Here is a 24,996-nt window from a genome sequence, read left to right as displayed (position 1 = left end):
CTTCCGCTCGTAGCTGCCGATCCGAGAGACTCGTCACAACCGGATCGGCAGCATGACGATCCTCATCTCTTTCCATACGAACAACGCCGCCACGATATTCTGCAGCGCCAGCACCAATGCCAGGGACATCGCCGCGCCCAGCGCTCCGAACAGAGGAATCAATAGAAGAAAGGCCAACACCCCCAGCCCGCTGCAAATCAAGGTGATGTTACGCATCAGCTTTTCGCGCCCCGTCATGGTCAGCAGAAAAGCCACGGAGCCAGTCGCCACATTGATCAGATGACCGATGACGATAATTCGCAGCAGATTGGCAGCCTGGTGGAACTCGGCTCCGAACCAGCCCAGTACCCACTCGGGAAAGACGAAACAGAGGATCGCCGCCGGCAGCGCCATGGTGGTCGCTACCAAGGAGCTCTGCCGGGCCAGACGCTCGAGCGCAGCATGTTTACCTTGGTGAAAGAGTTTGGCGAAACGTGGTGGAAACACCGCGTTGATGACCAGCAGAATGAAGCTGATGATCATGCCGACACGTTCGGCGGACTTGAATAGCCCCAGGTCGCTGTGGCTCAACAGCGCGCCGGCGATCAACATACCCAGTACCTGCTGCAGGAACATGGACATATTGAGCATGATGAAACTCTGCGCCGTGGAGAAGAACGCCCCCTTCGACGGCGGGGCTGCTCGATCCGCTCTTCCGGCACGCCTGACATGCGGATGCCGATACAACCAGCGCCAGGTATGGAATCCCCCTTGGGCGCAGACCAGCCATGCAGCCAGGCAGAATCCCCACCCCGCCTGGGAAATGGAACGCGAGTCATCGACTGCCACGAAGACGACGGTACAGATCGCCGCCCATAACGAAATCGACCCATTCTCCTGCAGGCTGGCACGTGCCGGCATACCGACGCCCTTGAGAAAGCCCGACAGCACGAAGGAAAGCGTGAAGGCGGGAATGGCAAGTGCGATGGCGACCAGCAATCCCGCGAGATCCGGCGAATCGAAAACACTGGCAATGGGATGACGCAGGGTTCCTACCAACGCGCCAAGCAACAGGCTCAAGCCGATGGAGCGCAACATCGCCCAGCGCAAGTAGCGCATGATGTCGGGGCTATCGTTGTCCTGACTGACATAGCGCATCAGCGCGCCATTCAGTCCGTAGCAAGCGATGATACCGGCGCCGAATATCACGCTCTGGGCCAGAGCGAAGATCCCAACCCCCTGGGGCCCGTAGAGACGGCCCAGGACCACGCCCAGGAAAATCGTGCCGAGCGCGGCAATGCCCCGGGCGGCGAAGGTTCGACATAGTGACAGGAACAGGTCCCCCCGCAGTCGAGAGGCAACCCGGCGGTGCCAGCCTGTCGTCAATGTCCGGTTCATGCCGTTCACTTGTAGCTATAGTGGTAGTAGCCGTAGCCGTATTCGGTGGCCGCCTTGCGCTCCACCGCGTTGAGAATCGCACCGCGCGGTTCCACTCCCGCCGTTCTCAGGCGATTGACGGCCAGCTCGAGCTCCTTGACCGGGTTGAGCTGGAAGCGCGCCAGCATCAGGGTCGTTCCCGCCTGCTTGCCGATAATGGCCGCATCGGTCACCGCCAGAATCGGTGGCGAATCGATGATCACCAGATCGTAGCGTTCACTCACAGCGGTCATGAACTCACTGAAACGCGCATTCATCAGCAGCTCGGAGGGATTGGGCGGCACCATGCCGCGAGCCACGTAATCCAGGCTGTCGAAACCCTCGACGTCACGGATCACGCTCTCCAGCGGCAATTTTCCGGCCAGGTAGTCGCTGAGCCCGTTCGCGGAATCCGCGTCGAACACACTATGGACATGCCCCTTGCGCATGTCGGCGTCGACGATCAGTACCCGCTGGCCGCTCTGGGCACAGACTGCCGCCAGGTTCACGCTGATGAAACTCTTGCCGACATTCGGGCTGGGCCCGGTGATCATCAGACGATTGTCGCTCGCCTCCAGCATGGCGAAATGCAGGCTGGTGCGCAGGCCACGCAGCGCCTCGACCGAAACGTCCGCCGGGTTGCGCGCCGCCAATAGCCCGGCCGGATAGCTGCGCCCGGCGGGCGACTTGCGCTTCACCCGGCTGCGGTTGAGCTTGCTCTGCTCGTCGGAGAGCGGCACGGTGGCATAGACCGGCAATCCGAGTTCCTCGATCTGCTCCTGGGTTTCGATGCCGCGATTGAACATGGCGCGCAGGAAGACCGCCGCCACACCCACGATTAGACCGACGATGATCGCCACCGCCATCAGCAACGGCTTGTTGGGCGCCACCGGCGCCGGCTGCGCCTGGGCATGGTCCAGAATGCGCACGTTACCGACGGTGCTCGCCTCGGCGATCTTGGTCTCCTGCACCTTGTTCAACAGCTGTACGTAGATCTCGTTATTGACCTCGACGTCACGCTGCAAACGCAGGATTTCCTGCTGGGTCTGGGGTAGTTGCTTGACCTGCTGGTTGAGGTTCTCACGCTCGCGCTGAAGCTGGGCCTTCTTCTCGAGCAGCGCCTGATAGGTCGGATGGCTCTTGGTGAAACGCTGTGCGATCTCCGCTTCGTTCATCTCCAGTTCGTTGAGCTGGGACTCCAGATTGACGATGCGGTCCAGCACCGACTGGGTCTCCATCGACAGATCCACGCTGTCCTTCGATTCACGGTAGGCGTTGAGCTTCTCCTCGGCCTGATTGACCTGCTTGCGGATCTCCGGCACCTGGGTGTTGAGGAACTCGAGGCTCTTGCGAGCCTCCTCGGACTGGCGCTGGACGTTCTGGGAGTAGTAGATGTCGGCGATGGTATTGAGCGTCTTCTGGGTTTCGGCGGGATCGGTTCCGGTCAGACTCCAACTCAGAATGCCCGTTTCGCTGCCGGCCTCGGCCACCGCGAAGCGCCCCCGCAAGCCGTTGATCGCCGCCAGACGCGGGATATGCTGGACATCGAATTCGGCCCCCGCGGGCGCGTCGATCGAGGTCACCCGCATCGACAGGCCACCATCCAGAAAGGTGCTCAGTTCGCCGACCTTTCCGGTACCCAACGCATCGCCGTCCTCGTCGAATAGTCGATAGCTGTAGCTATCGATCACCTCGAGCCTGAAGGTCTGCCCCAGATACTGATCCGCAGCCGGCATTTCGCTGACCGCCACCGACTCGCCGCTGAAGGCGTAACCCCAGTGTTCGGCGAAACCGGGGCGCCCGATGCCCTGACGCTGCAGGAAGGTACCGATCACCGGCACGCTCACCGGCGAGACGTTGATATCGAGATTGAGCAGATCGACCGCTTGCCCCAATACCATGCGCGACTGAATGATCTCGATCTCGGAGAGCGTCGGCGGCTCCTGCCCCAACAGCGTGGAGACTTCCTTCAACGGATTGTTGCCCGGCGCCGCGCTCTCGATCTGCACCAACGCATCGGCACGATAGATCGGTGTCGCCAACGACACGTAGACCAATCCGATCAGCGCGAACCCGATTACGCTCAGCAGTATCCACTTCTTGTAATCCAGCAAGATACCCAGCAGTCGCCGAATATCGATCTCTTCGTGATTGCGGGCGACGGGCATTGTCGATGAGGCAGTCGTAGTCATGTGTGGTCGTTGCATCCTTTCATCGGTCCGGCATCTTGCCTATCCAGCTATCAGCCGCGCGTACCAGCAGTTGATGGACATGCTCGAAAGCGCTTTCGCTCTTGCGGTAGGGATCGGGCACCTCGGTCTCGTCGAGCCAACGGGCGAACAGCATGGTCTTGCCCGAAGCCGAGGGAAAATGCTCGGCGATCGCGCGGCGTTGGCCATCGCTCATCACCAGCACGAGATCCGCTTCCCGCAGCATGGTTTCATCGACCTGGCGCGCGACGTGCCCGCCGACATCCAGTCCGTCGGCCTCGGCGAGCGCTCTCGCCCGCGCATCCACGCCCTCTCCGACCAATGCCCCCAGCCCCGCGGAAGCGATGCGCTTGGCTGGAAAACGCTGCTTGAGCAACGCCTCCGCGACCGGGCTGCGGCAGACATTGCCGGTGCACAGCACCAATATGCGATCAAACATCTCAGTTGTTGGAATCCCGGAGTTCGTCGAAATCGCGTGTTGCACGCGTCACCTGATAGACAGAGGTGATGGTCGGTGTCAGCTGGTTGACGACGCGGTTCCAACGACTGAGCGGCGCCGCCGTCACGTAGACGATGTCGGTCGGCTGAAGCATGAACTGGGTTCCCAGAACCAGCGCCGTCGCGTTACGTGCGTCGAGTTGATAGACCGTGGCGAGCTTGCCGCTGTCCGGCGATGCCTGGCGAATGACGAAAATGCCCTTGGCATCGGCCTGGGCCTCGTCCATCCCGCCGGCCTGGGACAAGGCGTCGGTCAGCGACAAGCGTGAGTTGCCCATCGGCAGGGAAACCGGGTCCATGACCTCGCCCATGACGAAGACTTTCTGGTCACCCAAATCCGGCACATGCAGCACATCCCCATCCTGCAACAGCCGATTCTGTTGTAACTCTCCCTTTTGCAGCATGTCGTAGACATCGACATGAAATGTCTCGTCGCCACGGGTCAATACCACGTCGTGCCAATTGGCCTGGGTATCGAGCCCCCCTGCCAGGTTGATGGCATCCAGTACCGTCAGCGGCACGTTGGTGATGGCCATTACCCCCGGTGAATCGACCTGCCCCGTCACATAGACTTTCTGCGAGTTGAAGCCGGCCACCCTGACGTCGACCTGGGGCTCGGTGATGTAGCTCGCCAATCGACGTTGCAGCTCGGCTCGAACCGCCTCGACGGTCCGGCCGGCCACCGGAACGCGACCGACATAGGGATAAAAGATGGTGCCGTCACTCTCGACGGTGCTGCCCGACTCTTCGCTGGGGCGCTCGCCACCCGCGGGAATCGTCAGTTCCGGATGGTCATAGACGGTAACCGAGAGCACGTCACCGGCGCCGATACGATAATCGTAATTGCGACTCGCCCCCGTCTGCCTGGCATCGGCAACCGCTCGATCCAGAGCTCTCGGATCCAGTCCAGCGGTCTGTGCGGTACCGTCCGCACCGGCATCGGCGCTCATCGTCTGCTGGGTACGCACCAATCCCAGCGTGATCGGCTCCACATCGACCAGGTCGTCGATGGGTGCAGAATCGGTGTCGTAGTCGATATGGCCGCCGGGAGCGAAGGCACATCCCGTCAATCCAATCAATAACGAAACGCCGGCGCAAGCCGCACTCCACCTACCGCCATGCAATCGCATCATCCGTATTGATACCTTATTCGTCGTCCCAGCCGGGCGCCGGCCGCGCATTCGATCCGACGCCGCGTAATAAATAAGACCCTATATCTTTATTTGATAAAAATTTTAAACACGCTACCGCCCCAAGGTAATAACGGCATTCCCCGAAGCCCATTAAATAAACTTGGAAGCCGCACTAAGTGTCGGCTCGAAAAGCTCACCAATCCTTATCGGGAGCGATAAACAATTCAAGCAATGCGAATTACATGCCAAGTTAATAAAAAGACAACAAAGCCATAACAATTACGTTACATTAACTGACATCCCATGTCGTCAATGCGACAAAACGCCATTTTCTTACGCATTTCGCAGAACCAGAGATAGCGTAGAAGTGTGACGTATTTGCGACAACCCAATGCGGATTCCCTAGGATTATTAACGCAGTTAAAGTACATTCAGATACATATTAAAAATATAATATACAAAATTAACCTTAGTTTACGCAGATCGGGTAAGCCTTTGACCTAGCCGAAACTCATGCCCAACTCCCCGCATGCGGCTTATCTAAGCCTTTCGTAGTAAATCAATGAGATAGAAAATCCGCTAAGTTGGTTCAGCACTCCTCGAAGCTCAACGCCCCGCCACTCTCTCTATTTCTTCCTCGAGCCAACCTGTCGCTGTTCCCTGACATTTAAAGTTTGTTTTTTACGAAATGTTTTCTTTGCTTTCATAAACAAACAATCAACTGTCGCCAAACACGCGAGCTTGCACCACTTTGTACAAAACCGAAGTTTACTTGTGACTCATCAGTGCATTGCGACTAGATATCTCCAAAAAGACAATTTCATGGCATTCAGGAAAATGAATTGACAAGTTGTAATTGCCGCGACGCATAATATTGGTAAGAATGTAGATGGTCTTCGGACCACATCCGTTGGTTTAACCAACATTTAGGAGGTACTTATGAAGAAACTGGCCATCATGGCAGTCGCTTTAATGGCTGTCTCTTCAGTTGCCACCGCCCAGGAAGTGGCGATCGGCCACGCCGCCGGTGCCGGTAGCGCCGCCAGTGCTACGGCAGCATCCGCTGTTGCCGTTAGTGCGGCGGCGTCATCGGTCGGCGCCTTGGCTGTCGCGGGTGGTAGCGATGGCACGAGCGGTACTGGAACTACCGGCACGACCGGTACGACCGGGACCCGGTAATGACAGCGGTACGTCATTACTGCCTGGAAGGCCGCCTTCGGGCGGTCTTCTTTCGTCTGTCGGCCTGCGTCATAGCGATGTCCACGGCTGGCTGTACGCTCGGCCGGGGCCCTTCGGTCAATAGTCTGCTCGAAGGTGCCGGCGACGAGGATATCAGCGCCCAGGCCGAAGCGACCGAATACGCCTCTCTCGACCTGGAAGTCAACGGCAACGGCGGACTGATCATCCTGGCCGAACAGGCCGGCGACACGACGTACTGGCAGTTTGCCGACAGTTCGACCGTCACCATGCAAGACGGCTACCTGAAAAGTACCGCGGGGCTTGAAGAAGACCTGATCGACACGCGAATCAGCGACGCGGGCGACAACGATGGCCAGGGATTACCCTGGCGGACACTCTCGGGGCGGACCACTTATCGTGTCTCGCGAGAGTGGAAAACGGCGGACGGTTACGTCCACCAGGGCCAGGCCGAGGCCACCCTCGCCTGCGAACCGGACACCTCGGACGTCACGCTACCGCTGATGACTCGCGCTTTGCAGGTTTGTCACGAAACGCTCATCTGGGACGACGGCGCGGTGACGACGAGTACCTTCTGGCGATCGCCCGAGGATGGCCGCCTGTGGGCGGCCGAAACGCAGCCCTGGCCCGAGGCGCCGGCATTCGAGTGGCGAATCGCGCGGCCATGGTAGTCTCAGCCAATACGGCTAGTGGGTAATTCGGAAAGACAGGGAAAAGACAGGGATTTCCGTGAAGGAAATGCTGAATAAATCGACGAGCAGAATGAAGCGCAAGGCGCACGGAGCGCAAAAGGCGAGACATAACATGGGTTAGGCGAGTCTTTGAGCACCGCGCACAAATTCGCCGGGAGCGAATTTAAACGGCCGCAGGCCGGCCTTCGGTGACCGCCAGGGATGGCGGACATAACGCAGCGATTCAACTGCGCAGGCATTTATGCAGTGTTTTCAAGCCAATCAAGGATGTGATCGCCCCATGGTAACCCCTCAGAACCGATTGTCATCTGCCAGCCTCTGGCTACTGGCGCTCGCGCTATGCAGCGTCGCCGGCGACGCTCATGCCCAGGATGACACCGAACCGGCATCGATCTTCACTATCGACGTCGAAGGGCATCAGCCCCCATCGCCGGAACCGACGCTGCTGGACGCCTGGCTGGAGATCGAGCGAGAGATGCCGGTGAACTGGGCCCGCGCTTATGTGGTGCGCGACGATCTCGAGGCAGAGGACCGCCATCGGCGGCAACGACTCGTGGCCGAGCTCGACGGGCTCGCAATGCAGGCTCGCTTATGGGCTGCACCGGAAGTGGCAGATGGCCTGCAAGCCTGGCAGGAAGGCCTGGCCAAACTGGATAAAGGACGCATTCCCGGACGGGTCGACCCCACTTGGCTGATGGCCCACCTGCGGCAGATACCGCGGATCGAGGATATCGACCAGATGGGCTGGTGCGAGACACCGAATTGGGTCGAGGCATGGACCCCGCTGGGTGTCGAGCGGCTAACGTGGCAACCGGGAATGACGACCGACACGCTGCTCGACGATCTGGACGAAACGGCCTATGCCCGCGCCGACACCATGCAGCTGGTCTCTCCACAAGGAGACGTACGCGAACTGGGAATTGCGGCCTGGAACCACGAGCAGGCCCCGTTGGCCCCCGGCAGCCGTGTCGTGATCGCTCTTCCCCTGGCTTCGGTCAGTGCCCAGTGGGTCGATATGGCACTGCCCCGGTTCCTGGCCACACGCTTGCCCGGCGATGAGTGCATCTCGGTCGTTCCAGCCCATCTCTACCAGTAAGACCAGTAAGCCACGCTCATGACGAAAACCGCAGATCGCCGCATGACCACGCTGCGCCGTGTTACGCCCGCCATGGGCGTTTCTCTTCCCATGTTGCTGGCATACGCGCCCTTGGCGCACGCCGAACTGGGCCAGGCCCGCGCCGACTTTGGCGGCGTGGGGCTGATGCAGACGCCAACCGCCCGCATGGCACCACTCGGCGATATCTCGCTCAACTACAGCCATGTCTCGCCCTATTCGCGTTACAACGTCAGTGTCCAGGCAATGGATTGGCTCGAGGCGGGTTTCCGCTACACCTCGGTGCTGAACCGAGATTATGGCGCATCAGGCGACGATGATCGTTCTTATCTAGATAAAGGGGTCGACTTCAAGTTTCGTCTACTCGAAGAAAGCCGTCATCTTCCCACCGTCGCTCTCGGGTTTCGCGATTTTGGCGGCACGGGGTTGTTCGGTAGCGAGTACTTGGTGGCCAGCAAACGCTGGTACGATTTCGACTTCACGCTGGGGCTTGGCTGGGGGTATCTGGCGGCCGGGAGCAATATCGGCAATCCGCTGTCTGCGATATCGGATCGGTTCGACAAGCGCTCAACCGAGAATCCCGAACAAGCGGGAGACTTCGAGCTAGGCGATCTGTTCAGCGGCGACATGGGTTTGTTCGGCGGGGTCGAATACCAAACCCCGTGGGAACCGCTGACCCTGCAGCTCGAGTACGACGGCAACGACTACCGCAGCGAGCCGCTCGACAATCCGCAGGACCAGGACTCGCCGCTCAACCTCGGGGCACGTTTCCAGCTCAATGACAACATCGCGCTCAGCGCCGGATGGGAGCGCGGCAACACCGCAATGTTGGGCATCACCTTCAGGGGCAACCTGGCCGGCTGGTCGCAGCCCAAGACCGGCGATCCGCAACCAGTCCCCCTGCAAGCAGCACCACGCCAGACGACCCAGGATTGGGACGGAGTCACCCGCGAGCTTCAGAACAATGCCGGGATGCGCGTGCGGCGCATCACCCGCGACGACGACGAACTGGTGGTCGAGGCAGAAGCCACCAAGTACCGCTCGATGCTGGAAAGCGAGAGCCGCGCCAACCGCATTCTCAACAACCATACCGCCGACGACATCGATACCTATCGCTACCACTGGCAAAGCGTCGGCATGGGGCTTCGCGACGACGTCCACGACCGCCGGGCTTATCTCAATGCCGCCCGTTCCACCGCTTACGATCAGCAGTATCACTACGGCCTATACGCTTCCGCGCTGACCCAGCCGAGCGATCGAAAGCCCAGCGGCGAATTGCTTTACGAGGACGACCTGGAACAGTTCAGCTGGAATCTTTCACCGGGACTGAACCAGAACCTGGGCGGGCCGGACGGTTATCTCTATCAGATCTACGCCAAGCTGGACGCGGAGTATCGGACGGATCCCAACGGCTGGTTCAGCGGTCAGTTGGCACTGAACCTGGCGGACAACTTCGACAAGTACGACTATATCGCCAGTTCCGAACTCCCCCGCGTGCGGACCTACATCGGCACCTATCTGGATGAGACCAATCTGGGGATCTATAACCTGCAGTACACGCGTACGGCGCGCTTTGGACAGGACTGGTACGGCATGGCCTATGGCGGCCTGCTGGAGATGATGTATGCCGGTGCCGGCGGCGAGATTCTCTACCGTCCGTTCGACAGCCCGGTGGCCTTCGGCATCGATCTCAACTGGGTCAAGCAGCGCGACTTCGACCAGCGTTTCGACATGCGCGACTACGATACCTGGACCGGTCATGCCACCGCCTACATCGAAACCGGAATCGAAGACGTGCTGGCGCAGATCAGTGTTGGCCGTTACCTGGCCAAGGATGAGGGCGTCACCTTCGACCTGTCGCGGGCGTTCGACTCCGGCGTGCGCGTCGGCGCCTGGGCGACCTTCACCAATGCCGGCGACGCCTACGGCGAAGGCAGCTTCGACAAGGGGCTTTATGTCTCGATCCCGTTCGATGCCTTCTTCACCGAATCCAGCCGCAACGGCACCACCATCGCCTGGCAGCCGCTGACCCGCGACGGCGGTGCCCGTCTGGCGCGCCGCTACACGCTGTACGGGCTGACCCAGGATCGCGACATGGGCCGTTACTGGGACGACTATGACAAGATCTGGGAGTGACCCGCAGAGGCATCCGACATCGAGTGCCGAATCCGGCGAGTTGACACGACATCTCGCGTTACACTGGCGTCTCTTCGATGGGTCGCGGAGCGAACGCCATGCTCGATCCCCAACAATGCAGGCAAGCCCGCCTGGCGCGCGATGCGCGATTCGATGGCCGGTTCTTCGTCGCCGTCACCACCACCAGTATCTTCTGCCGGCCGGTATGCCCGGCGATACCGCCGCAGGAACGCCACGTGCGCTATTTCGAATCGGCCATCGCCGCCGCCCGGGCCGGCTTCCGGCCGTGCCTGCGTTGCCGCCCGGACAGCGCCCCGGATTCCCCCGCCTGGCAGGGTGCGCAAACCACACTGACGCGGGCCATGCGCCTGATCGACGAAGGCGCCCTGCAGCGTGGTAGCGTCGTCGAGCTGTGCGAGCGCCTCGGCATCGGCGAACGCTATCTGCGGCAGTTGTTCCAGCGCGGCTTCGGGGTTTCGCCCAAGGCCTATGCGCTCTATCGCCAGTGCCTGTTCGCCAAGCAGTTACTGCACCAGACCAGCCTGCCCGTCACCGATGTCGCCTATGCCAGCGGCTTCGCCAGCCTGCGACGTTTCAACGATGCCTTCAAGCACCAGATGGCGCTGACACCGAGCGACATCCGGCGCTCGCGGGGAGCGGGATCGCAACAGGCGCGACTGACGCTGAAACTCGCCTATCGCCCGCCCTATCGATGGGAGCGCCTGCGTCATTTCTACGCGCGGCATCTCATCGAGGGTCTCGAGTGGGTCGAGGAGCACGCCTTCGGGCGCACGCTGCGCTGGGGCACGACCACCGGCCATTTCACCGCGATACACGATGCCAGGCATCATCGCTTCGAGGTCACCCTCGAACTCAGCGATCTCGGCTCGCTCAATGCCATCGTGCGCCAGATCCGGCGCCTGCTCGACCTGGATGCCGACACCCAGACGATCGAAAGCCATCTCGCACGGTGTGCGCCCTCGCTGCCATTGGTTGCTGGACTCCGTTTGCCCGGTCTGTGGGACGTTTTCGAGGCCGGTATTCGTGCCATCCTCGGCCAGCAGGTCTCGATCGCCGCCGCCAACCGCCTGATTCAGCAGCTTGTCGATCGCCTGGGCGAACCGGATGAACAGGATCGTCGCCGCTTCCCCACCCCGGCCACCATCGCCGCCAGCGATCTCGCCTTCCTCAAGCTACCCGCCAGCCGCCGGGAAACCTTGAGATGTCTGGCCCGGGCAACGCTCGCGGGAGACATCGCCGACAAGCCATCGGCCTGGACGCGACTCAAGGGCATCGGTCCCTGGACCGCCGATGTCGCGGCCTTTCGCGGCAATAGCCACCCGGACATCTGGCTTGGCAGCGATCTTGGCGTGCGCCGCGCGCTGGCGCAATTGGAAAGTCCGCTGGATCCGGCGCTCGCCTCGCCCTGGCGCAGCTATCTCACACTGCAACTTTGGAATGGCATTCTATGAACCGCTTTCCTCCCCATCCCCACGTCGATCCTCGCCTGCCGACCCTCGAGGACGAGTACGTCGACGTCTACACACCGCCCGGCGACGTCCCGCTCGGCCCGATCGAGATCCGCGCAAGCGAATCGGGCCTGACCTGGCTTTCCTTCACCGGCGAGACGCGCCATCCACGACGTCCAAGCGCGCTGACCGAGGAGTGCTCGCGTCAGTTGCATGCCTACTTCCAGGGATGCCTGAGCGCTTTCGATCTGCCTCTGGCGCCGCGTGGCACCGCATTCCAGTGCAGCGTATGGCAGGCACTGCGGGAAATTCCGTATGGAGAAACCCGCTCGTACCGCGAGTTGGCGGCGGCCATCGGCCGGCCCCAGGCGGTGCGCGCGGTCGGCGCGGCCAACGGACGCAACCCGATCGCGATCATCGTGCCTTGTCATCGCGTGATCGGCGCCAACGGCAAGCTGACCGGCTACGCCGGTGGCCTGCCACGCAAGCAGTGGCTGCTGGGGCACGAGGGGCTGACGACGCTGGCGTGAGTTCTCTTCGGCAATGACGCGCCCCCTATTCGCGGTGCGACATAATCACACACCTGCCAAGTCGGGATTGGCGTCACGCCTCATACCCGCTAGAGTCGCCGGACTGTGACGGCGCCCCGGGCTTCCCTATGACACGCTTCTGGCATCGCTGGTATCGATCGCTGACCTGGCTGGCACTGTTCGCCATGCTGATGGCGTTTGCCGGTCCGTTGATCAGCCAGACCCAGCGGCTCATGGACATGCCGTCCGGCGCCGCGGCATCGATGGCGCACTCGATGCCGTCGTCGGTGCATGCCCATGGCATGGAAGAGACTGGCGCGACCTCGAAGCCGATACTCCTCTCCGCCCACGACATGGCGGCGTGCGGCTATTGCGAGCTGTTCCTGCATGCCCCCGGACTGGAACCGCCCAGGGTCGTGCCGGCCGTTACCCCACCGCCGGCGGGCTTCGTCGCATCGGCCACAACGGTTACGACGCCGTCGACGCCCATCTATCCCCGTTATGTTACCCGCGCCCCTCCCGGCGTTCGTATTCCGACCTGACCCACTCATCCGCCACCGGAACCGACCTGCGTCGGCTCGTCCGGTGGTCGATCGCGATCGCCTCGGATGGATCGATGGCGGTAGCGCTACACGGTTCGAACCCGGAGATCTTTCATGGCACTTTCTTCCTCGTCGCCGGCCGAACGCCGTCGTACGCAACAACTGCTGATCGCGCTGATTACGCGGCTGCATTTCTATGTCGGCCTTTTCGTTGGCCCTTTCCTGCTGGTCGCCGCGCTGTCCGGCATCGCCTACGCGCTGACGCCGCAGCTGGAAGACTGGCTTTATCACGATGCCTTGACCACCGAAAACCCGTCAGGCACGCCCCAGCCATTGGCACGCCAGATCGAAGCGGCGCAACGGGCGGCCGGTTCATTCCTGTCGCCGGCGGCCGTGCGCCCCGCTCCCGAGCCGAGCACCACCACTCGAGTCATGTTCGCCGGCGAGCAGTACGGTCCTTCGGAAAATCGCGCGGTATTCGTCGACCCCGTCACCCTCGCCATTCGTGGCGACATGACGGTCTACGGCACCAGCGGCGTGCTGCCGCTGCGCACGGCGCTCGACCAGTTCCATCGTGGCCTGCTGTTGGGCGATGTCGGTCGCATCTATAGCGAACTGGCCGCTTCCTGGCTTTGGCTCGCGGTCTTGGGCGGCGTTTTTCTATGGTGGCAACGTCGCCGTGGCCGGCAAGCCGTTGCCCGCGGATCACAGCGCATGCGCCAACGCCACGCCACGCTGGGCGTCGTCGCCGTGATCGGCCTGCTGTTCTTCTCCGCCACCGGGCTGACCTGGTCGCAGTGGGCGGGCGGCAACATCGCCCAGTTGCGGCATGCGTGGGGCTGGGGCACGCCCAGCGTGTCGACCGAGTTGACCGCATCGTCACATGACATGGCGGATGCACACGCCGAGCACCACGGCGCAACGATGGCGCGGATGACGAGTCCCGCCGTCGCCCCGCAGGACTTCGATCGCGCGTATCGGGCCGCAAGAGCCGCCGGTATCGATGCCGGCCGGATCGAGATGATCCCACCCGTCGACGCGAATCATGCCTGGCAAATCCGCGAAGTGGATCGCAGCTGGCCGACCCAGGTCGACCAGGTCGCCCTCGACCCGAACAGCATGGCGGTGACCGATCGCGCCGATTTCGCCGACTATCCGCTGGCGGCCAAGCTCACCCGCTGGGGCATCGACCTGCACATGGGCATTCTGTTCGGCCTGCCCAACCAACTGGCACTGATCGCGTTCGCCTCTGCGCTGGCCACGCTGGTCTGCTGGGGATATGTCATGTGGTGGCGACGCCGCCCGCTGCAAGCGGACAAGTCCGGAGCGCAAACGCTGACCGCCATTTTCCGGCGCCTGCCCTGGCGCCCCCGGATGGCCGTGGCACTGGTAACGGTCGCGTTGGGCTACGCCTTGCCGGTCATGGGCGCCAGCCTGGCACTGTTCGTGGCGATCGACTGGGCCCGCTGGCGATTGGCCGAAGCCGCTTCGGTGACGCATATCGCCGAAACCTGAGTATTCAACGGTTCTCATGGCGGCTGTGAGCGACCCCATGTTGTGCTAAAACGGATGCCCCTGGATACTGGTCCCTACACTCCGGTCGCCATGACACGAACTCACCATCCCCATCCCCGCTTTCAGCTGCGCCTGGTCGCCGACAAGGAGATCGTGCTCGGTCCGGGCAAGATCGATCTGCTCGAGGCGATCGATCGTCACGGCTCGATCGCCGCCGCGTGTCGCGACATGCGCCTGAGCTACAAGAAGGCATGGCAGTTGCTCGACACCATGAATCGATACTTCGCCACGCCGGTGCTGGCCACCTCTTCGGGTGGCAGCCAGCGGGGCGGCGCCGTGCTGACGCCACTGGGCCGCGAACTGGTCGAGCACTATCGGCAACTGATGCGGACGCTCGATGCCGATCCCCACGGCCAGGCCATATTGGACACTCTCGCCGCCGCCGAAGATAACCGCGACGCTTGATTCGCTCTCGACCATCCGTGCCGAGGTGTCTATAGTGGCTTTTCGTTATTTCCAATCATACATAGCGAGAAAACCGTGATTCATCCGCTACGCAAGACCTCGTTCTGTGTTCTCGCCATCGCTGCAGCGATGCCTTTCTCCGCCCAGGCTGCCGACGAAGCACAGCAGGAAACCGTGCAGGTCTACGCCGCGGCGTCGCTGACCGATGCCATGAACCGCGCCATCGATACCTACGAGGCCGATCACGACGTCGATATCGTGCCGGTCTATGCCTCGTCTTCGACGCTGGCCCGCCAGATCGCCAATGGCGCTCCCGCCGATGTTTACCTGTCGGCCAATGAACAGTGGATGGACTGGCTGGAAGATCAGGGCATGCCGGTCAGCGAACGCGTCGATCTACTCGAGAATCGCCTCGTGCTGATTGCCCCGACGAATAGCGACATCACGGACTTCACGCCGGGCGGTGATACCAGTATTGCGTCCCGGCTCCAGGACGATCAGCGGCTCTCGGTGGGCGACACCGACCACGTGCCGGCCGGCATCTACGCCAAGCAGGCACTGCAGTCGATCGGCGAATGGGACTCGCTGCAGCCGCGCCTGGCCAACGGCGACAACGTGCGCGCGGCAATGGCGCTGGTCGAGCGCAATGAAGCCCCGCTGGGGATCGTCTACCAGACCGATGCCAAGGCCAGCGACGACGTCCGCCAGATCGGTGTCTTCCCCGACGACAGCCACGATCCGATCGTCTATCCGATGGCGGTGGTCGATTCCGATCCCAGTGATGCCACCGAGGCGTTTCGCCAGTGGCTCGCCGGCGGCGACGCGCAGGCGATCTTCTCGGACTTCGGCTTCACGCCAGTCGCCGCCGACTGATCGGGGTCGCGGATGCTCTCCGAAGCCGAATGGCAAGCCGTCTTTCTGAGCCTGAAGATCGCCGGTAGCGCGGTGGGCTGGATCGTGATTCCCGGCATCGCCATGGCGTGGCTGCTGGCACGCCATGAGTTTCGTGGCAAATCGTTGCTGGACGGCTTCTTGCACCTGCCGCTGGTACTGCCGCCGGTGGTGGTGGGCTACCTGCTGCTGCTGTCGCTCGGGCGCAGCGGCTGGTTGGGCCATTGGCTTTATCAGAGTTTTGGCATCTCGCTGCCCTTCACCTGGCAAGGCGCGGCAGTCGCCGGTGGCGTCATGGCCTTTCCACTGCTGGTGCGCGCGGTCAGGCTCTCGTTCGAGGCGGTCGACCCCAAGCTGGAAGCGGCCGCCGGTACGCTCGGCGCCAATCGCTGGCGGGTGCTTTTCACCATCACCCTGCCATTGGCGGTGCCGGGGCTGCTGACCGGCACGGTGCTGGCATTCGCCAGGGCCTTGTCCGAATTCGGCGCCACGATCACGTTTGCCTCCAACATTCCCGGCCAAACCCGTACCTTGCCGTTGGCGCTGTATACGCTGATCCAGACGCCCGGCAGGGAAGCCGCCGCGGCCAGGCTCTGCGTGCTGTCGATCGCCATCGCCATGCTGTCGCTGATCGTCTCCGAATGGCTCGCCAGACGCGCACGCCGCCGGTTACAGGAGCGCGACCAGTGAATACCGCCGGCGACAACGCCCTGGATTGCCGCGTGCGCAAGCGTCTCGGCCACTTCACCCTGGACATGGCGTTGAGCGTTCCCGCCAGCGGGGTCACTGCGCTGTTCGGGCAATCGGGCAGCGGCAAGACCAGCCTGCTGCGGCTGATCGCCGGACTCGATCGACCGGATGCCGGCCATGTGCGACTGGGCGAACGCCTGCTGACCGATTGTGACCGACGCCTGCACGTACCGATCCATCGCCGCCGGCTGGGGATCGTATTCCAGGAAGCCCGGCTGTTCCCGCACTACCGGGTACGCGGCAATCTCACCTACGGCATGCCGGCCACGGCTCGTTCGCGCTTCGACGACATGGTCGGCCTGTTGGGCATCGAGCATCTTCTCGACCGCCTGCCCGGCACGCTCTCGGGTGGCGAGGCGCGCCGCGTGGCGATCGGCCGCGCCCTGCTGACGCAACCGCGCCTGCTCTTGATGGACGAGCCGCTGACCGGACTGGATGGGGATCGCAAGCAGGAGCTGCTGCGCTATATCGTGCGCCTGACCCGCGAGATCGACATTCCCGTGCTCTATGTCAGCCACGACACCTCGGAAATCAACGCTATCGCCGACCATCTGGCATTGGTCGAACGGGGACGCCTGATTGCCCACGGCGCGCTGGACGATCTGATGATGCGCCTCGACCTCACCGACCGGCTGGGTGGGTTCGACGCCGCCACCCGGCTCGACGCGCGGATCGTCGATCATGACACGCGCTATGCGTTGACCCGCGTGGTTCTCGAAGACGGCCAGACACTGCGCGTTCCGCTGATGTCCCGGCCACCGGGACAGAGGGTACGTCTACGCATCGGTGCGCGTGACGTCGCGCTATCGCTTTCGATGCCCAAGGACACGAGCTTCCGTAACGGTCTGCGAGCGCGTATCGAGGCGATCGAACCTTCCCCCCAGGAAGCCAGCGCCAACGAAGTCAGACTCCGGATTGGCGGCCAGGCACTGAGAGCCCGCCTGACACGTCAAGCGTGTGACGAAATGCAACTGAAAGTCGGTTCCAAGGTGATATCTCTCATACGCAGCGTCGCCTTCGACCAGCATTTCTAACCCAAACAATGACTTAAAAATTGCTTAACGGCAAATAACTTTCCTTTGGTATCTTTTTGTAAATAAAGAACTTTTTATGAATTTCGCATTAGCTTTAACGATCAGCCGTCGTATAGAATGCCTGAGGCAAGGATGTCAGTGTCGCAAGGATGCCGCCCAGGGAAGAAGTCTGGTCGCATGGCATGCGGTTAGACATAGCATCCAAGGACCGACAGCAGAGCAAATGGACGTTGCCGGCCCTCAAGGTAGAGACTCGACAGGAGGTCGAGTGCGAAAGGACTCGCTTCCGTCATGCGGAGCGCGAGCCCAGCCAGCAGCCGTTATGTCGACCTGATAGTCCTTCACCCCCGCTCCGGGCACGCTTCTCTTCACCGCGCCTTGACCCCACACCCCTTCAGAATCACCTGACACAGGAAATCACTGGCCGAGGCGAAGTCACGGTCACTGAGCCGTGTTCGATCCGTGATGCCCGTGATCTGCGCCTCGAAGTCGGCATAGTGCTGTGTCGCCGACCAGATCAGAAAGATCAGCCATACCGGATCGACGGGATCCATCAGCCCCTGGTCCGCCCAGAGCCGGAAAATTTTCGTCCGCGACTCCACCCATTCGCGCATGTCGCCTCGCAGTGACGCCTGCAGAAACGGCGCGCCCTGCAGGATCTCGTTCGCGAACAGCCGCGAACTCAGCGGATGCGTCTGGCTGAGTCGCATCTTGCTGCGAATGAAACCCTCGAGCACCGACGCCGGATCGTCATCGACCGTGATATCGCTCAGTGCCGTATTCCAGCGCTGCATCGTGCGCTCGAGCAGGGTCATGTAGAGCTTGCGTTTGCTGCCGACGTAATAGAGCACGTTGGACTTGGGCAAGCCGGCGGCAGCGGCGATGGCCTGAATGCTGGCCCCACGGTAGCCATGTCGGGCAAATACGCCCTCCGCCGCCTCGAGTATTCTTTGTAAGTTTCGCTCCCGAACGGTCGCTTCGGGCAGATTCGGATCACTCACACCCACTCCTTGTTTTAAGCTCGGCATGCCGGGACGCCTTTCGCCGATGCTATGCTGAATCCACGCCCTTGTCTTCCAAACGCCCGACAACGGGTCGCTGCGAAACCCGAGCCACTCCGATGGCGTTTCGGCGGATTGGGGTTGCCATGCAGGGCAGAATCGATGACGCTATAAAAAGCTGACCGATCGGTCAGGATGCTTTCTGCAAAGCCGACCTGCGCTTCCCGATGCCAGGCGGCCATGACAATGACAACGGCAGGTTTCCTATGATCGAATTCTTTCTCAATGGCCACCGCCAGCGGCTTGCCGCGGCTCCCGACAGTAGCGTGCTCGCGCTGTTGCGCGACCGGCTCGCGGCCTGCGGAACCAAGGAGGGCTGCGCCTCCGGTGATTGCGGCGCCTGCACGGTCGTCGTCGCCGAACCCGACGACGATCGCGACGCACTGAGCTACCGTACGACCAACGCCTGCATCACGCCGGCCCATCAGCTCCAGGGCTGTCATCTGATCACCGTCGAAGGCCTGGCCCGTGGCGATGCACTGCATCCCGCCCAGGCGGCGATGGTTGCCTGCCATGGCAGCCAGTGCGGTTTCTGCACGCCCGGCATCGTGATGTCGCTGTTTGCGCTGCATGAGCAGCAGCGTGCCGAGCCTTCCCGGGCGCTGGACGGTCACCGGCTGGAAGCGGCGCTGGGCGGCAATCTGTGCCGCTGCACCGGCTACCGCCCGATTCGCGACGCTGCCCTGAGCATGGCAACGCATGCCGATACCCGTCCGTCCTGGGCCGACGACCCGACGCTCGACGAGCAGGTGCGCGCCCTGCCACGCCGATCCGCGGACAGCCGCTACCTGACGCCCGCATCGCTGGCCGAACTCGCCCAGGCGATGCAGGCGTATCCTTCCGCGCCGCTGGTGGCCGGCGCCACCGATCTGTGGCTGGAAGCCACGCAGCGACTCACTGCCTACGAGCGGGTGATCGACCTGCGCCGGGTCGCCGAACTCCGGCGGATCGAGGAAACCGCCGACGGCTGGTGGATCGGCGCCGCCGTTACCTACCGCGAGTGGGAACCCTTGCTGGCAGCGCATTACCCGGCCTTCGCCCATCTGCTCACGCGCCTGGGTTCTGCGCAGATACGCAACCGCGGCACGCTGGGCGGCAATATCGCCAACGCCTCGCCGGTCGGCGATACCCCGCCGGTACTGCTGACGCTGGATGCGCGGGTTCGGCTGGCGAGCGCCGAGGGTATTCGCGAGCTGGCGCTCGACGAATTCTTCCTCGACTACAAGCAAACCGCGCTGCAACCCGGCGAATGCGTGGCGGCGATCTTCCTGCCCCGCCCTGAAGCCGGCGTCGAACAACGGGTGTGGAAGCTCTCCAAGCGACGCGAGGACGATATCTCGACCCTGCTCGGCGCCTTCCGCTGGCGAATCGACGGCGGCGGGCACCTGCGCGACGTGCGCATCGCCTATGGCGGGATGGCGGCGATACCGCTGCGCGTTCCCGCCGCCGAAGCCGCGCTGGAAGGAAAAGCGGACCTCGACGCGGCCTTCGACGCGGCCAAACGGGCGCTGCGTCATACGCTCACGCCGATGAGCGATGTCCGCGGCTCCAGCAGCTATCGCATGACAGCGGCGGTCAATCTGCTGGAGCGCTGGCGGCTGACGCTGGCCCGGCCCGAGCCGGTGGACCCGACCCAGGAGGTGGCCCTCGATGCGTACGCTCACTAAGCGTGTCTTCACCGCGCCGACCGTCGCCGACGACGGCCAGCCGGGCGATGCCCTGCTCGAGCCGGCGATCGATGGCGCGCGCCAGGAGATCGGTCGCCTGGAAGGCGACGAGCCGGTGGCCCGCGATAGCGTGACGCCGCGCCCGGATGCCACGACACAGCACAGGCCGCGCGCGCAGGCCCACGAGAGCGGGATCAAGCACGTCACCGGCCGCGCCCGCTATATCGATGATCTGCCCGCGCCCCACGGCACCCTGCATGCGATGGTGGGCTTGAGCCCGATGGCGCATGGCCGACTGACCCGGCTCGATCTGGACGCGGTGCGCCAGGCGCCCGGAGTGATCGGCGTGATCAGCGCCCAGGACATCCCCGGCCACCGCGACATCGGTCCGGTGTTTCCAGGCGATCCGCTGTTCGCCGATGACGAGGTCAGCTATGTCGGCCAGCCACTGTTCGCGGTCGCCGCCACCAGCTACACGGCGGCGCGGCGTGCGGTACGGGCGGCAACGATAGAGATCGAACCATTGCCGGCCCGCCTGGACCCGGTCGCCGCTGCCGAAGCCGGCGAGTTCGTGCGCCCCACGCATCGGCAAGTCAGCGGCGACTGGGAAAACGTGCTGGCGAGCGCCCCGCACGTGCTCGCAGCCGAACAGTTCGTCGGCGGCCAGGAGCACTTCTATCTCGAAGGCCAGGCGTGCCTGGTGGTGCCCAGCGAGGACGAAGGCGTGACCGTCTTCACCTCCAACCAGCATCCCAGCGAAACCCAGAAACTGGTTGCCGAGGTGCTCGGCATCCCGTTCCATGCCGTCACCGTGGAGAACCGGCGCATGGGCGGCGGTTTCGGTGGCAAGGAGACCCAGGCCGCGCCCTGGGCCTGCGTGGCGGCGTTGCTGGCACGGCGAACCGGTCATGCAGTGCGTCTGCGCCTGCCGCGGGCCGACGACACCCGCGCCACCGGCAAGCGTCACCCGTTCCACAATCACTATCGTCTCGGCTTCGACGACGAAGGCGTGCTGCTGGGCGGCGACATCAGCGTGATCGGCGACTGCGGCCATTCGCCGGATCTTTCCGAAGCGGTGGTGGATCGCGCCATGTTCCATGCCGACAACGCCTACTTCCTCGGCGCGGCGCGGGTCACCGGATATCGCGCCCGCACCCATACCGCTTCGAACACCGCCTTTCGCGGTTTCGGCGGCCCGCAGGGAATGATGATCATCGAACGCGCCATGGACGACATCGCCCGCCACATCGGCGCCGATCCGCTGACGGTGCGCAAGCGCAATCTCTACCGCGAGGGACGCGAGACGACCCATTATGGCCAGCAGGTCGATCAATACCCGCTGATGGTCGAGATCGTCGAGCGCCTGGAGCGCGACAGCGATTACTGGAACCGGCGTCGGGAGATCGCGGAGTTCAACCGCGCGAGCCCGGTGATCAAGCGTGGCCTGGCGCTGACGCCGGTGAAATTCGGCATCTCCTTCACCGCCAAGCACTTGAACCAGGCCGGCGCCCTGCTGCATGTCTATACCGATGGCAGCGTGATAATCAACCACGGCGGCACCGAGATGGGTCAGGGGCTGCACACCAAGGTGTGCCAGGTGGTGGCGCGGGAGCTGGGGCTCGATTTCGCCGCGGTGCGGATCAGCGCCACCCGTACCGACAAGGTACCCAACACCTCGCCCACCGCCGCCTCCAGCGGCGCCGATCTCAACGGCATGGCCGCGCGCGACGCCGCCCGCCAGGTGCGCGAGCGACTGTTCGATTTCGCCGCCGGGCACTACCAGCTGGACCGCGAGGGGCTGCGTCTCGAGAACGGCCAGCTGGTCAGTGGCGTCGGCGACATCCAGCGGCGCATTCCCTGGGGCGATCTGGTTCAGGCCGCCTATCTCGGCCGGGTTTCGCTGTCGGCCAGCGGATTCTATTCGACGCCGCTGATTCACTACGATCGCGATAGCGGTCAGGGGCGGCCGTTCTACTACTTCGCTTACGGCGCCTCGGCCAGCGAAGTGCGCATCGACACCTTGAGCGGCGAATACCGGGTCGAGCGCGTCGACATCCTTCACGATGTCGGCGACTCGCTCAACCCGGCGATCGACCTCGGCCAGGTCGAGGGCGGCTTCATTCAAGGCATGGGCTGGCTGACCAGCGAGGAGCTGAAGTGGAACGCCGAGGGGCGGCTGATGACCGACGGCCCGGCGACTTACAAGATCCCCACCTTCGGTGACCTGCCGCCGGTGTTCAACGTCGAGCTGCTGGAAGGTCATCCCAACTCCCAGGCCAGCATCTACCGCTCCAAGGCGGTGGGCGAACCGCCGTTCATGCTCGCCATCTCGGTATGGTCAGCGCTGCGCGACGGCCTCGCCAGCCTCGCCGACTACCGCATCAGCCCTGCGCTCGATACCCCGGCGACGCCGGAACGCGTACTGATGGCGGCCGAGGCAATGCGCCGGGAGGAACACGCCCGATGAGTGCAAGCGGCTCTCTCGAAACCCAAGATCGGCGCGAATCCTGGCACGCGGCACTTCACCGGCTGCAGCAGGCCGGCGAGCCCCACGCCCTCGCCAGCATCGTGGGTGCGGCCGGTTCGACGCCGCGAGAGCCTGGCGCCAAGCTGGTCGTCACCGCGGATGGCGTGATCGACACGCTGGGCGGCGGCCACTTCGAACAGCAGGTGATCGAGATCGCCCGCGAACGGCTATCGAATGCGTCCACGGCGGCCGAAACGCACCTGGAAGCCTTCCCGCTGGGCGGACGTTCCGGCCAGTGCTGTGGCGGCTTCGTACATGTACTGATCGAGGTCTTCCCCGGCGCCGAGCAGCGCCTGGCACTGTTCGGCGCCGGCCATGTCGGCCAGGCGCTGGTCGAACTGCTGAGCCCGCTGCCGTGGCGCATCGAGTGGTTCGACAGCCGTGCCGACGCCTTCCCGCATGGCGACTATCCGCCACGGATGCGGACTCGCTTCCTCGCTATCGAGGAAGCCGGCCTGGCGCAGGCCGTCGCCTCGATCGACGCCGGCAGCCATGTGCTGGTGATGACCCACGATCACGCCCTCGATCGCGAGCTGATCCAACGCCTGCTACAACGCGACGACCTGCGCTCGCTGGGTTTGATCGGCTCCGCCAGCAAGTGGGCCAGCTTTCGGTCGCGACTGATCGCAGCGGGTGTCGATGAGGCCGCGTTGACACGGGTGCGCTGCCCGATCGGACTCGGCGCGACCGCCGCCAAGCGCCCGCGCGAGATTGCGATCAGCGTCGCCGCCGAACTGCTGGCGCTCTCCGCCGAGCCGCCGCACCCCGGGGCGCGCGGCGTGGCACCGGAAACCCTGCGGGACGCCTTTGCCTTTCAGTTTCAAGACGAGCGAGATTGACCATGTCCGCAAACCAACGCCTGCTGCGCGGCCCGCTGTTCACCTGCCTGGACGATCCCGGCGAGGAGAACACGCCGCTGACCGGGAGCATCCGCTATCTGGAAGATGGCGCGATCTGGATCGTCGATGGCCGCATCCATGCCGTCGATGATTACCAGGCACTGGCCGGCGCGCTGCCCGCGGGCAGCGAGACCGTGGATTACACCGGCAAGCTGATGATGCCGGGATTCATCGACAGTCACGTGCATTACGTTCAGCTCGACATCATGGCCTCCTATGGGCGCGAGCTGCTCGACTGGCTCAACGACTACACCTTTCCGGCCGAGTGCCGCTTCGCCGATCCGGCCCATGCCAGCGCCTCCGCCGAGCGCTTCCTCGACGAGCTGTTGCGGGTCGGCACCACCACCGCCCAGGTGTTCTGTTCCTCTCACCCCGTTTCGGTCGATAGCTTCTTCTCCGCCGCGCAGCGACGCCAGTTGCGCATGATCGCCGGCAAGGTGCTGATGGATCGCCACGCGCCCGAGGCGCTGACCGACGACACCCTGGGCGGCGTGCGCGACAGCGAGCGCCTGATCGCCGACTGGCACGGCCGCGACCGCCTCGCCTACACCCTGACGCCGCGCTTCGCTCCGACCTCGACCCGCGAGCAGCTCGACGCGGTGGGCGGCGTACTGCGCAACGCGCCGGATCTCTACCTGCAGACGCATCTGTCGGAGAATCGCGGCGAGGTCGCCTGGGTCGCCGAGCTGTTCCCGGAGAGCCGCGACTATCTCGATGTCTACGAGCGTTATGGCCTGGTCGGCCCACGCAGTACCTTCGCCCACGGCATCCATCTCGATCACGAGCAGCGACGACGGTTGGCTACGCGGGGGGCCAACATTGCGTTCTGCCCGACTTCGAATCTGTTTCTGGGCAGCGGGCTGATGGACCGGCTGGCCTGTCGCGATGCCGGATTGGCGACGTCGCTTGCCAGTGATGTCGGTGGCGGGACCTCGTTGTCGGGGTTCGGCACGCTGCAGGGCGCCTATCAGGTCGGGGCCTTGCTGGGCCAGCCGCTGACCGGCTGGCAGGGTTTCTACCGGCTCACGCTGGGCAATGCGCGGGCACTGCACCTGGGCGACAGGATCGGCAGCCTGCAGCCCGGTTTCGAGGCGGATATCGTGGTACTGGACCCGAATGCCACGCCGTTGCTCTCGCGGCGGCTCTCCCAGGCGACGACCCTGGCGGAACGCTTGTTCGCGATGATGATGCTGGGCGACGACCGCACCGTGGCCGCCACCTGGGCCAACGGCCGGCTGGCCCACGACCGGGAGCGAGCGACATGAGCGCGG

Annotated in this window: 21 protein-coding genes; 16 read left to right on the top strand and 5 right to left on the bottom strand. The window is 63.4% G+C overall.

What is annotated here, in order from left to right; all coding sequences use genetic code 11:
- Positions 1-33 precede the first annotated feature (33 nt).
- Genes DOM57_RS13935 through DOM57_RS13920 form a run of 4 tightly spaced genes read right to left on the bottom strand, consistent with a single transcriptional unit; the run spans position 34 to position 5,233 of the window.
- A complete protein-coding gene (locus DOM57_RS13935) occupies positions 34-1,377 on the bottom strand; it encodes a lipopolysaccharide biosynthesis protein (protein ID WP_110649800.1) in 1,344 nt (447 codons plus the stop codon).
- A 5-nt stretch (positions 1,378-1,382) separates the two neighbouring features.
- Entirely contained in the window at positions 1,383-3,587 is a 2,205-nt protein-coding gene (locus DOM57_RS13930; protein ID WP_110649799.1) for a polysaccharide biosynthesis tyrosine autokinase, read from the bottom strand.
- A gap of 19 nt (positions 3,588-3,606) precedes the next feature.
- On the bottom strand, positions 3,607-4,044 hold the full coding sequence (locus tag DOM57_RS13925) for a low molecular weight protein-tyrosine-phosphatase (RefSeq protein WP_110649798.1): 438 nt from the start codon (positions 4,042-4,044) through the stop codon (positions 3,607-3,609).
- Between the two features lies 1 nt (position 4,045).
- Entirely contained in the window at positions 4,046-5,233 is a 1,188-nt protein-coding gene (locus DOM57_RS13920) for a polysaccharide export protein (RefSeq protein ID WP_110649807.1), read from the bottom strand.
- 942 nt (positions 5,234-6,175) lie between these two features.
- Between DOM57_RS13920 and DOM57_RS13915 the strand changes: the two genes are divergently transcribed.
- The 12 genes from DOM57_RS13915 to modC all read left to right on the top strand — a co-directional run bounded on the left by DOM57_RS13915 (position 6,176) and on the right by modC (position 17,571).
- Positions 6,176-6,415, top strand: a complete 240-nt coding sequence (locus tag DOM57_RS13915) for a hypothetical protein (protein WP_110649797.1) — start codon at positions 6,176-6,178, stop codon at positions 6,413-6,415.
- Entirely contained in the window at positions 6,415-7,104 is a 690-nt protein-coding gene (locus tag DOM57_RS13910) for a YjbF family lipoprotein (RefSeq protein WP_110649796.1), read from the top strand. Before DOM57_RS13915 ends, DOM57_RS13910 begins: the two co-directional genes overlap by 1 nt.
- 301 nt (positions 7,105-7,405) lie before the next feature.
- Positions 7,406-8,221: a capsule biosynthesis GfcC family protein gene (locus tag DOM57_RS13905; protein WP_162619543.1), complete on the top strand. Its 816-nt coding sequence runs from the start codon at positions 7,406-7,408 to the stop codon at positions 8,219-8,221.
- An 18-nt stretch (positions 8,222-8,239) separates the two neighbouring features.
- Positions 8,240-10,375, top strand: a complete 2,136-nt coding sequence (locus DOM57_RS13900; protein ID WP_239496234.1) for a YjbH domain-containing protein — start codon at positions 8,240-8,242, stop codon at positions 10,373-10,375.
- A gap of 98 nt (positions 10,376-10,473) precedes the next feature.
- Positions 10,474-11,847, top strand: a complete 1,374-nt coding sequence (locus DOM57_RS13895; protein WP_110649794.1) for an AlkA N-terminal domain-containing protein — start codon at positions 10,474-10,476, stop codon at positions 11,845-11,847.
- Complete coding sequence (locus DOM57_RS13890) at positions 11,844-12,374, top strand: methylated-DNA--[protein]-cysteine S-methyltransferase (protein ID WP_110649793.1); 531 nt, start codon at positions 11,844-11,846, stop codon at positions 12,372-12,374. Before DOM57_RS13895 ends, DOM57_RS13890 begins: the two co-directional genes overlap by 4 nt.
- Positions 12,375-12,502: 128 nt before the next feature.
- Positions 12,503-12,916, top strand: coding sequence for a DUF2946 domain-containing protein (locus tag DOM57_RS13885; RefSeq protein ID WP_110649792.1), 414 nt, complete (start codon positions 12,503-12,505; stop codon positions 12,914-12,916).
- Positions 12,917-13,030: 114 nt separating this feature from the next.
- Entirely contained in the window at positions 13,031-14,431 is a 1,401-nt protein-coding gene (locus DOM57_RS13880; protein WP_110649791.1) for a PepSY-associated TM helix domain-containing protein, read from the top strand.
- Positions 14,432-14,485: 54 nt separating this feature from the next.
- Complete coding sequence (locus tag DOM57_RS13875) at positions 14,486-14,896, top strand: winged helix-turn-helix domain-containing protein (protein WP_239496233.1); 411 nt, start codon at positions 14,486-14,488, stop codon at positions 14,894-14,896.
- Between the two features lie 75 nt (positions 14,897-14,971).
- Positions 14,972-15,769 carry a molybdate ABC transporter substrate-binding protein gene (modA, locus tag DOM57_RS13870; protein ID WP_275425979.1) on the top strand — a complete coding sequence of 266 codons (798 nt, stop codon included), beginning with the start codon at positions 14,972-14,974 and terminating at the stop codon, positions 15,767-15,769.
- A gap of 12 nt (positions 15,770-15,781) precedes the next feature.
- Positions 15,782-16,477, top strand: a complete 696-nt coding sequence (gene modB, locus DOM57_RS13865; protein ID WP_110649789.1) for a molybdate ABC transporter permease subunit — start codon at positions 15,782-15,784, stop codon at positions 16,475-16,477.
- Positions 16,474-17,571: a molybdenum ABC transporter ATP-binding protein gene (gene modC, locus DOM57_RS13860; RefSeq protein WP_239496232.1), complete on the top strand. Its 1,098-nt coding sequence runs from the start codon at positions 16,474-16,476 to the stop codon at positions 17,569-17,571. Before modB ends, modC begins: the two co-directional genes overlap by 4 nt.
- Before the next feature lie 368 nt (positions 17,572-17,939).
- Here modC and DOM57_RS13855 read toward each other — a convergent pair whose 3' ends face one another.
- The gene (locus DOM57_RS13855; protein WP_239496231.1) at positions 17,940-18,572 is read right to left on the bottom strand and encodes a TetR family transcriptional regulator C-terminal domain-containing protein; all 633 of its coding nucleotides are present in this window, start codon (positions 18,570-18,572) and stop codon (positions 17,940-17,942) included.
- A 266-nt stretch (positions 18,573-18,838) separates the two neighbouring features.
- Here DOM57_RS13855 and xdhA point away from each other — a divergent pair, with 266 nt between their 5' ends.
- The 4 genes from xdhA to guaD are packed head-to-tail and all read left to right on the top strand — an operon-like array spanning position 18,839 to position 24,990.
- Positions 18,839-20,299, top strand: a complete 1,461-nt coding sequence (gene xdhA, locus DOM57_RS13850) for a xanthine dehydrogenase small subunit (RefSeq protein WP_110649804.1) — start codon at positions 18,839-18,841, stop codon at positions 20,297-20,299.
- Positions 20,283-22,766, top strand: a complete 2,484-nt coding sequence (xdhB, locus tag DOM57_RS13845) for a xanthine dehydrogenase molybdopterin binding subunit (RefSeq protein ID WP_110649786.1) — start codon at positions 20,283-20,285, stop codon at positions 22,764-22,766. Before xdhA ends, xdhB begins: the two co-directional genes overlap by 17 nt.
- Positions 22,763-23,665, top strand: a complete 903-nt coding sequence (gene xdhC / locus DOM57_RS13840; RefSeq protein WP_110649785.1) for a xanthine dehydrogenase accessory protein XdhC — start codon at positions 22,763-22,765, stop codon at positions 23,663-23,665. The genes xdhB and xdhC overlap by 4 nt, the downstream gene beginning before the upstream one ends.
- 2 nt (positions 23,666-23,667) lie before the next feature.
- Complete coding sequence (gene guaD, locus DOM57_RS13835; protein ID WP_110649784.1) at positions 23,668-24,990, top strand: guanine deaminase; 1,323 nt, start codon at positions 23,668-23,670, stop codon at positions 24,988-24,990.
- The last annotated feature ends 6 nt before the right edge of the window (positions 24,991-24,996 follow it).

The organism is Salinicola peritrichatus (assembly GCF_003206715.1).
Classification (GTDB): Bacteria; Pseudomonadota; Gammaproteobacteria; order Pseudomonadales; family Halomonadaceae; genus Salinicola; species Salinicola peritrichatus.
This window is presented reverse-complemented; position numbering and strand designations above follow the sequence as displayed.

Coding starts and splice junctions, on each gene's coding strand:
- DOM57_RS13935 (WP_110649800.1), bottom strand. CDS start 1,377: ATGAACCGGACATTGACGACAGGCTGGCACCGCCGGGTTGCCTCTCGA.
- DOM57_RS13930 (WP_110649799.1), bottom strand. CDS start 3,587: ATGACTACGACTGCCTCATCGACAATGCCCGTCGCCCGCAATCACGAA.
- DOM57_RS13925 (WP_110649798.1), bottom strand. CDS start 4,044: ATGTTTGATCGCATATTGGTGCTGTGCACCGGCAATGTCTGCCGCAGC.
- DOM57_RS13920 (WP_110649807.1), bottom strand. CDS start 5,233: ATGCGATTGCATGGCGGTAGGTGGAGTGCGGCTTGCGCCGGCGTTTCG.
- DOM57_RS13915 (WP_110649797.1), top strand. CDS start 6,176: ATGAAGAAACTGGCCATCATGGCAGTCGCTTTAATGGCTGTCTCTTCA.
- DOM57_RS13910 (WP_110649796.1), top strand. CDS start 6,415: ATGACAGCGGTACGTCATTACTGCCTGGAAGGCCGCCTTCGGGCGGTC.
- DOM57_RS13905 (WP_162619543.1), top strand. CDS start 7,406: ATGGTAACCCCTCAGAACCGATTGTCATCTGCCAGCCTCTGGCTACTG.
- DOM57_RS13900 (WP_239496234.1), top strand. CDS start 8,240: ATGACGAAAACCGCAGATCGCCGCATGACCACGCTGCGCCGTGTTACG.
- DOM57_RS13895 (WP_110649794.1), top strand. CDS start 10,474: ATGCTCGATCCCCAACAATGCAGGCAAGCCCGCCTGGCGCGCGATGCG.
- DOM57_RS13890 (WP_110649793.1), top strand. CDS start 11,844: ATGAACCGCTTTCCTCCCCATCCCCACGTCGATCCTCGCCTGCCGACC.
- DOM57_RS13885 (WP_110649792.1), top strand. CDS start 12,503: ATGACACGCTTCTGGCATCGCTGGTATCGATCGCTGACCTGGCTGGCA.
- DOM57_RS13880 (WP_110649791.1), top strand. CDS start 13,031: ATGGCACTTTCTTCCTCGTCGCCGGCCGAACGCCGTCGTACGCAACAA.
- DOM57_RS13875 (WP_239496233.1), top strand. CDS start 14,486: ATGCCCCTGGATACTGGTCCCTACACTCCGGTCGCCATGACACGAACT.
- modB (WP_110649789.1), top strand. CDS start 15,782: ATGCTCTCCGAAGCCGAATGGCAAGCCGTCTTTCTGAGCCTGAAGATC.
- xdhA (WP_110649804.1), top strand. CDS start 18,839: ATGATCGAATTCTTTCTCAATGGCCACCGCCAGCGGCTTGCCGCGGCT.
- xdhB (WP_110649786.1), top strand. CDS start 20,283: ATGCGTACGCTCACTAAGCGTGTCTTCACCGCGCCGACCGTCGCCGAC.
- xdhC (WP_110649785.1), top strand. CDS start 22,763: ATGAGTGCAAGCGGCTCTCTCGAAACCCAAGATCGGCGCGAATCCTGG.
- guaD (WP_110649784.1), top strand. CDS start 23,668: ATGTCCGCAAACCAACGCCTGCTGCGCGGCCCGCTGTTCACCTGCCTG.